General features: G+C 72.1%; 1 protein-coding gene (only partly in view). It reads right to left on the bottom strand.

The features are described from left to right. Positions 1–8,759, bottom strand: part of the annotated coding region (locus tag AC16DP_RS20070) for an amino acid adenylation domain-containing protein (RefSeq protein WP_483956820.1) (this coding region is incomplete at its 3' end). The annotated region continues 3,113 nt past the right edge of the window; 8,759 of its 11,872 annotated nt are in view.

Genomic DNA, 8,759 nt, shown 5'->3' with positions numbered 1-8,759 from the left:
GCTCCACTGGGAAGGCCTGCCACGCCGCCCTCGTGAAATTCACCAGCGAGCGGTGCTGCACCACCACTCCCTTCGGCTTTCCCGTCGACCCCGACGTGTACAGCACGTACGCCGCTGCCTCCGCCGGTACCTCCACCTTCAGCTCAGGTGCTCCCTCCACCGGCCGCGACGCTTCCTCCACGTCCAGCCACACACGGCCCGCTGCTTCTCCCAGCTTCTCCCGCAGTGCTCCTCTGGCCACCACCACCCGTGCGCCGCTGTCCTCCAGCATGAAGCGCAGCCGCTCCACCGGGTACTCCGCATCCAGCGGGACGTACGCCCCTCCCGCCTTCAGCACGCCCAGCAGCGCCACCACCATCTCCACCGAGCGCTCCACGCACACGCCCACCCTCGTCTCCAACCCCACCCCACTCGCCCTCAACTGACGCGCCAGCTGCGCCGCCCGCGCGTCCAGCTCGCGGTACGTCACCGTGCGGCTTCCTTCCATCACCGCCAGCGCGTCCGGCGTCCTCGCCTCCTGCGCCTCGAAGAGGGAGTGCAGGGTCGCCTCGCGTGGCACCTCCTCGCGAGCGCAGTTCCACTCCACCAGCAGCCGGTTGCGCTCGGCCTCCTTCAGCAGTGGCAGCTCATCCACCACCCGGTCCGGAGCAGCCACCGCTCCTTCGAGCAGGGCCTCCATCCGCTCCAGCATCCGCTCGATGCGATCCGCATCGAACAGGTCCGCGTTGTAGAGCACGCTCAACATGAGGCCGTCGGCCATCCGCGTCATCATCACGGTCAGATCCATCTCGGTGCTCGCCGGCTCCGAGGGAATCAGCCTCACCCCGACGCCTCCGGGCAGCGTGGTGGGCTCCGGGATCTCCTCCACGTGCGCGAAGAGCACCTGGAACAGCGGCGCCCTCGTCACGTTGCGCTGCACTCCGAGCGCCTTCAGCAGCGGCTCGAAGGGCACGTGGGGATGCGTGAACGCCCCCAGCACCGACTGCTTCGCGCGCCGCAGCAGCTCGCGGAAGTCCGGCCGTCCCGACAGGTCCGCCCGCAGCACCAGCGGCTCGAAGAACAGGCCGAGCAGCCCTTCCGTCTCCACCTGGCCACGGTTCGCGAACGGCACGCCGAGCAGCAAATCCTTCTGTCCGCTGTAGCGCGACAGCAGCATCTGCAATCCGGTCAGCACCGACATGAAGAGCGTGGCGCCCTCGCCGCGCGCCACCGCCTCCAACCGCTCCACCAGCCGATTGGACAGCATCGTCGTCCTGCGGCCCGCCCGTCCCGCTCCGGCCACGCGCTTCGGCCGATCCACCGGCAGATCCAGCACGTGCGGCGCGCCCTCCAGCTGCTCACGCCACCAGGCGAGCTGCGACTCCAGCACCTCGCCGCGCAGCCACTCCCGCTGCCACACCGCGAAGTCCGCGTACTGCAACGGCAGCTCCGCCAGGGGCGACGGCCGGCCTTGCGCGAAGGCCTCGTACATCGCCACCACCTCACGCGTCAGCACCCCCATGGACCAGCCATCCGACAGGATGTGGTGCACCACCAGCAGCAGCACGTGCCGCTCCGGCTCCACCCTCAGCAGGAGCGCCCGCGTCAGCCGGCCCTTCTCCAGCTCGAACGGCTTGCGCAGCTCCTGCTCGATGCGTTCGCGCACCGCCGCCTCGAACCCGGTCCCCGGCACCCCCTCCACGTTCTCCACCACCAGCGGCAGCTCCGCCGACTCCTCGATGATCTGGATCGGCGTTCCACCCTTCTCCACGAAGCGCGTCCGCAGTGCCTCGTGGCGGCGCGCCAGCTCATGCAGGCTCCGCTCCAGGGCCGCCACGTCCACGGGGCCCGTCAGCTCCACCGCCATGGGGATGTGGTAGAAGACGCCGCCTCCGTCGAGCCGATCCAGCAGCCACAACCGCTCCTGGGCGAACGACAGCGGCAGCTCGCGATCGCGCGGCACCCGCTTCAACGGCGGTACCCGCGTGGCGCCCTCCTCGGCGGCCAGCGCCCGGCCCACCCGCTCGGCCAGACCCGCCACCGTCGGGACCTCGAACACCTCCTTGAGCGGCAGCTCCACGCGCAGCGCGTTCCGCACCCGCGCCACCAGTTGCATCGCCAGCAGCGAGTGGCCGCCGAGCTCGAAGAAGCTCTCGTTCACCCCCACCCGCGGGACGCGCAGCAGCTCGCTCCACAGGCCCGCCAGCACCTCCTCCACGGGCGTGCGCGGAGCCACGAACCGCTCCGCCACCCTGTCGAGCACCGGCGCCGGCAGCGCCGCCCGGTCCACCTTGCCGTTCGCCGTCAGCGGCAGCGCCTCCAGCACCACGATGGCCGTCGGCACCATGTAGTCCGGCAGCACGCCACTCACGAACTCGCGCAGGGCTCCGGGCTCCACCCCCTGCCCGGACTTCGCCACCGCGTACGCCACCAGCCGCTTGTCTCCCGCGGCCACCTCCTTCGCCACCACCACCGCCTCGCGCACCGCCGGGTGCCGCTCCAGCGCCGCTTCCACCTCTCCCAGCTCCACGCGGTAGCCGCGGATCTTCAGCTGGTGGTCCACTCGGCCCAGGAACTCCACCTTCCCGTCCGCCAGCAGCCTCGCCTTGTCTCCCGTGCGGTACATCCTCGCGCCCGGCTCGTCCGAGTACGGATCCGGCACGAAGCGCTCCACCGTCAGCTCCGGCCGGCCCAGGTAGCCCCGTCCCACGCTGTTGCCGCCGATGCAAAGCTCGCCCGGCACTCCCACGGGCACCGGCTGCAGGTGCTTGTCCAGCACGTACACCCGTGCATTCGGAATCGGCTTGCCGAGCGGCACCGACGCGGACATGCGGCCCTCGGGTCCACGCGCCACGCGCTGGGTGAGCACCCCCACGGTCGTCTCGGTGGGGCCGTAGTGGTTGAACACCACCAGCTCCGGCGACAGCTCATGCACGCGGTCCATCAGCGACCAGTCGGACACGTCTCCGCCCAGCACCAGGCGCTTGCGCGGCAGCACCCGCTCCGGATGCGGCGAGCTCAGCAGGGCCTGCAGGTGCGCGGGCACGATCTTCAAGCCGTCCACCGCGCCGCTCTGGAGAATCCCAGCGAGCACGGCCGGATCCGAGGCGCTCTCCTTCGAGATGAAGTGCAGCGCGCCACCCCGGCAGAGCGCCGGGAAGACGGCGGTGTTGCCCAGGTCCGCAGCCAGCGTGGACACCGAGGCGAAGCTGGCGCCCTCGGGCAGCTCCAGCCTGCGCGACACACCTTCCACGTAGTTGACGAGCTGCCGGTGCTCGATGGCCACGCCCTTGGGCCGACCCGTGGAGCCCGACGTGAAGATGACGTAGACGAGGTTCTCCGGCTGCACGCTGGAAGGCGGGTTGGCCTCGCCGCGTGCGGCCAGCCGGGCCGCGTCCGTGTCCAGGCACACCACCGTGCCACTGAACCCACCGAGGCCCTCGGCCAGCCGCGAGTCCGTGACGAGCGCACGCGCACGCGAGTCCTCGAGGATTCCGCGCTGGCGTTCGGCCGGGAACGCGGGATCCAGGGGCACGTAGGCGCCTCCGGCCTTGAGGATGCCCCACAGGCCCACCATGGCGTCCACCGAGCGCTCCAGGAACAGGCCCACTGGTACGTCCGGTCCCACGCCCAGCTCGCGCAGGTGCCAGGCGAGCTGATTCGCCCGCCGGTTCAGCTCCCGGTACGTCAGCCTCGACTCTCCAGCGGCCACCGCCAGCGCCTCGGGCGTGCGCTCCACCTGCGCCTCGAAGAGCGCATGGATGGTGGTGGCGGGCATGGCGGCGCGGGTGTCGTTCCACTCCACCAGCAGCCGGTGCGCCTCGGTGTTCTCCAACAGCGGCAGCAGGGCCAGCGGCTTGTCCGGCGACTCCACCACGGAGCGGGCCAGCCCCGTGAGGCACCGGGCCATGCCCGCCACCGTGGCCTCATCGAACAGGCTCGTGGCGTACTCGAAGACGCAGCTGAGCCCCTCGCGATCCTCCCGTACCGTCAAGCCCAGATCGAACTTGGCGCTGCCCACGGGAACGTCCATCACGTTGAACTTCAGGGACGGGAGCTGAACCTCCGTCTCCGGCGTGTTGATCAGGTTGATGCTGGCCTGGAACACGGGGGTGCGGCTCGTGTCGCGCGGCAGGTCGAGCCCATCCACGATGCGCTCGAAGGGCGCGTCCTGGTGGGCGTAGGCCTCCAGCGCCGAGTGCCGCACGCGCCCCAGCAACTGCCGGAAGGAAGGCGCGCCCGAGAGCGGCGCCCGCAGGGCCAGGGTGTTGATGAAGCAGCCGATGAGCCCCTCCAGCTCCGTCCGGCCGCGGCCCGCGAGCGGCGTGCCCACGGCGAAGTCCTCCTGGCCGCTGTAGCGGTGCAGGAGCGCCTGGTAGAGGGCCATCATCACCATGAAGGAGGTGGAGCCCTCCCGGCGGCCGAGCGCCAGCAGGGGCTCGGAGAGCTCGCGCGGCAGCGTGAAGCGGTACACGTCTCCCGCCCAGGAGCGGTTGGCGGGACGAGGCCTGTCCGTGGGCAGCTCCAGCACCGGCACTCCGGCGAGCTGCTTCTTCCAGTACGCGAGCTGCGACTCCAGGGCCTGGCCGCTCAGCCAACCGCGCTGCCACACGGCGTAGTCGGCGTACTGCACCGGCAGCTCGGGCAGCGGCGACGGACGGCCCGCCAGGAAGGACTCGTAGAGCACGCCCAGCTCGCCGTACAGCACCGTGGCGGACCATGCGTCCGAGGCCACGTGGTGGAGGGTGAGCTGCAGGAAGTGCTCCGTCTCGCCGAGGCGGATCAGCATGGCCCGCATCACCGGGCCCCGCTGGAGATCGAACGGCCTGAGGGCCTCGACGCGCGCCAGCCGGAAGGCCTCCGCCTCGCGCTCGGCCGCGGACGCCCCCGTGGCCTCCCGATGCTCCAGCACCAGCGGCATCAAGGGGGCGATCTCCTGCCGCGCCCCCTCGTCCCCGAGGACGTAGGTGGAGCGCAGCACCTCGTGCCGGCGCACCACCTCGTTCAGCGCCGCCTCCAAGGGCTCCACCTTCAGCGCCCCCACCAGACGCAGCGCGGCCGTGTTGTTGTAGGCCACGTCCGCCGGATTGAGCTGCTGCAGGAACCAGAGCCGCTCCTGCGCGAACGAGAGCGGCAGTGGCCGCTCGCGCGACACCCGCGTCACGGGCGAGTCCTTCCGCGTGTTCTGCGTGGCCGGGGTGGCCCGGGCAGGACGGCGCGACTTCGAGGCCCGGAGCGGAGCCACCCGTTCCACCTCGCCTTCGACGCGGTAGCGGGCACGCTGTCCCGTCAGGAAGAGGCGCTCGTGCGCACCGGAAACGGGGATGAAGCGGGAGCGGGTCGCCTCGGCGTCCATCCAGAAGCCGCGCGGAACGGCGGCACCACCGATCGCCAGTTCACCCACGACCCCCACGGGCACCGGTGCACCGGACGCATCGAGGATCCGCATCGCCCCGGCACCCGCGGCCGGCCAGGCCGCCTCGACCACGGACGCCTCCAGCTCCACGCGCTCCGAGGAGAACGCCTGGCCCAGCGCCGAGGCCACCTCCGGAGCGGCCGCCTCACCGCCCAGCACCAGCCGGCGCACGCCCCCCAGCGCCTCGGAGGCTCCGGGCAGCTCCGCCAACGCGCGGGCCTGCGACGGCGCGCAGCGCAGCGCGGTGACCCCCTCGCTCCGGACACGCTCCAGCAGCTCTCCGAAGCCCCCCGCCCCCTCGGCGAGCACGGGCTCGGGACGCACCGCCGCCGCCTGCACGCGCTGCCTCAGCACATCCAGCAGACGCAGGCTGGACATGGTGTCCTCCAGCCCCACGCCGAAGTCCACGAGGCAGGCGATCTCATCCACGTCGAGCGTCCGCACGTGCTCGATGACCCGCTCGCCGTCCTCCACCGAGCCGAAGATGCCGCCATCGCGCAGCGAGTGCTCGACGCCCTGGCCGAGCAGTGCATCCATGTCCTGCTCGGTGAGCCCGCGCACGTCCTCCACCTGGAGGCCCTGGCTGGCCATCAGGTTGCCGAAGATGTCCACCGAGCTTCGGAAGTACTTCTTGAGCGGCTCCCGGACGACGGAGCGGACCTCGTCGAGGTCCTTGCCCAGGAAGGTGTGGAGCATCAGCGTCACGTGGCCGCGGCCGGGTCCGTGGCCGCGCTTGCGCCAGGCCTCGCGGTAGAGCGCCACCTTCGCCTCGAGCTCCTTCAGGTTGGAGCCGAGCCCGAGCACGTTGGTGAGAATGCCCGCCCCCACGTCACCCGCCTGACGGAACGTCTCCGGGTTGCCCGCCGAGGTGAGCCACACCGGCACCTCCCGCTGCACCGGCCTGGGCCGCACCGCGAGCTCCACCTCCACGCCGGCACCATTGCGGCGCTGGACCGTCTCGCCGCGCCACAGCCGCCGGAACTCCTCCAGCCGCTCCACCAACACCTCGCGCCGCCGGGCGAACGTGGCCGGCGAGAGCGAGAAGTCATTGGCGTGCCAGCCCGTGGCGAACGACAGGCCCACGCGCCCGCCGGACAGGTTGTCCACGACGGACCACTGCTCGGCCACCTCGATGGGATCATGCAGCGGCAGCACGACGCTGCCCGCGCGCAGCTTCAGGTTGCGGGTGATCATCGCGATCGCCCCGCTCACCACCGAGGGCGCTGGGTACAGGCCGCCGAACGAGTGGAAGCGCCGCTCCGGCGTCCAGATGGCGGAGAAGCCGTGCGCATCGGCGAACTTCGCGCCCTCGATCAACATCTCGTACTTGCGCTCGCCCAACGAGTCCTCGTCATTGGCGAAGTACGAGAGGCTGAACTCGAGCTTCCTGTGCGCCCCCTGCTTCCGCCCCATGACGGCGAAGCGCGCGGCCAGCCGCTCGGGCGGGAGGACGACGCGCACCCCACGCGCGAGCGCCCACAGCAGGTCCAGTCCCGAGGGATCCGACGCCGGTCCACCCGCCGCCAGCCACACCTCCCCCTCCCCCGTGCCCATCCGCGCGTCCAGCGACGCCAGCAGCCGCGCGATGTTGCGGTGGGACAGCTGGAGCCGGCCACGTCCGCCCAGCGCCTCGGGAGCGGGCACGATGAACGCCAGCCGCTCGGCCGGTGCGTCCGGCACCGCGCCGCCCGCCTCGGACAGCGCCGCGTCCACCTTCAGCACGCGCACCCCCGCCGGAGCCGGCGGCTCACCGGAGCCGGCCACCAGCAGCAGCCGGGGGCCTTCCGCCGGGAAGAGCGAGGGCAGCTCGGCCAGCTCACCCGGAGCCACGGGCAGGCAGGCCCCGCCCGCCTCCAGCACGCCCCAGAGCGCGATCACCGCCTCGATGGACGGCTCCAGGCGGAGGGCCACGGGAACCTCCGGCCCCACGCCCTCACCGCACAGCCGGGTGGCGAGCCCCCGCGCGCACGCGGCCAGCTCGCGCCACGTCAGCCGCCGATCGCCCGAGCTGATCGCCACCGCCTCGGGGGACTTCTCCACGCGCGCCCCGAGCCGGGCCAACAGACCGGGCGAGGTGTCCCCCTGGACGGGGAGCACGAGGCTCCGCTCCGCCGGAGTCGCGAGCGGCAGGCGCGAGAGCCGCAGCTCGGGATCCGCGATGACCGCCGCCAGCAGCGTCTCGAGGTGGCCCACCATCCGGGCGATGCGCGCCTCCTCATAGAGATCGGTGGCGTACTCGACGAAGCCCGTGAAGCCGGTGGGGCTCTCCGTCAGGAGCAGCGTCAGCTCACCGAGCGTGGCGCCGAACTGGGCGGGCGTGCCCGGCACCTCCACCAGACGCATGTCCAACCCGGGGACGGGCGGCGGAGCCGTGGTGACATCCGCGTGCAGCACGAGGGCGGCGTCACAGAGCCGCGACTGCCCCGGATCCCGCCCGGAGGACACGCGGGGCAGCAGATGCTCGAAGGGCACATCCTGGTTGGCCGAGGCGCCGATCGTCACCTCGCGGGCCCGGCTCAGCAGCTCGCGGAAGGTCGGATCGCCGGAGAGGTCGGTCCTCAACGCGATGGCATGGGCGACGAAGCCGATGAGCGGCTCCAGCTCGCCCCGGGCGCGGTTGCCGATGGGCGTGCCCACCACCACGTCCTCGCGCCCCGAGTAGCGGGAGAGCAGCGCGGAGAGCGCGGCCAGCAGCGTGGCGAAGGACGTCACGCGCTCGCGCTGGTTGAAGGCGATGATCCCCGTGCCGAGCTTCCCGGTGAAGGACACGGGAAAGCGCGCGCCGCGCAGGCGCTGTTGTGCCGAGCGCGGGCGATCCGAGGCCAGCTCCAGCGATCCGGGCAGCTCGGCGAGCACCTCGCGCCAGTACGCCTCCTGCTCGGCCAGGGCGCCCGCGGACAGCGAGCGCCGCTCCCAGGCCGCGTAATCCACGTACTGCACGGCCAGCTCCGGCAGCGGCGCCGGATTTCCGTCGCGGAAGGCCTGGTAGTTCACCGCCGCCTCGCGGACGAAGGCCACCAGCGAGAGCGTGTCCGCGCCGATGTGGTGGACCGTCAGCAGCAGCAGGTGCTCCGCCGCGTCCAGCCGCAGCAGCCGGGCCCGGACGATGGGCTCACGCTCCAGGGCGAACGGCCGCTCCGCCTCCTCCAACGCGAGCCGCAGCGCCTCCGCCTCGCGGTCTCCCCCATGGCCGCGCAGATCCACCACGGGGACCTGGATGCGCAGCGAGGAAGCGAAGCCCTGCCGCACGCGCCCGTCCACCACGGAGTAGGTCGCCCGGAGCATCTCGTGCCGGCGGATGACCTCGTTGATGCTGCGCTCCAGCAGCCCCGCGTCGAGCGCGCCGGAGATCCGGATCGCCAGC

Source organism: Archangium sp. (assembly GCF_057119385.1).
The sequence above is the reverse complement of the archived record's forward strand: the minus strand, read 5'-3'. Positions and strand labels throughout refer to the sequence as shown.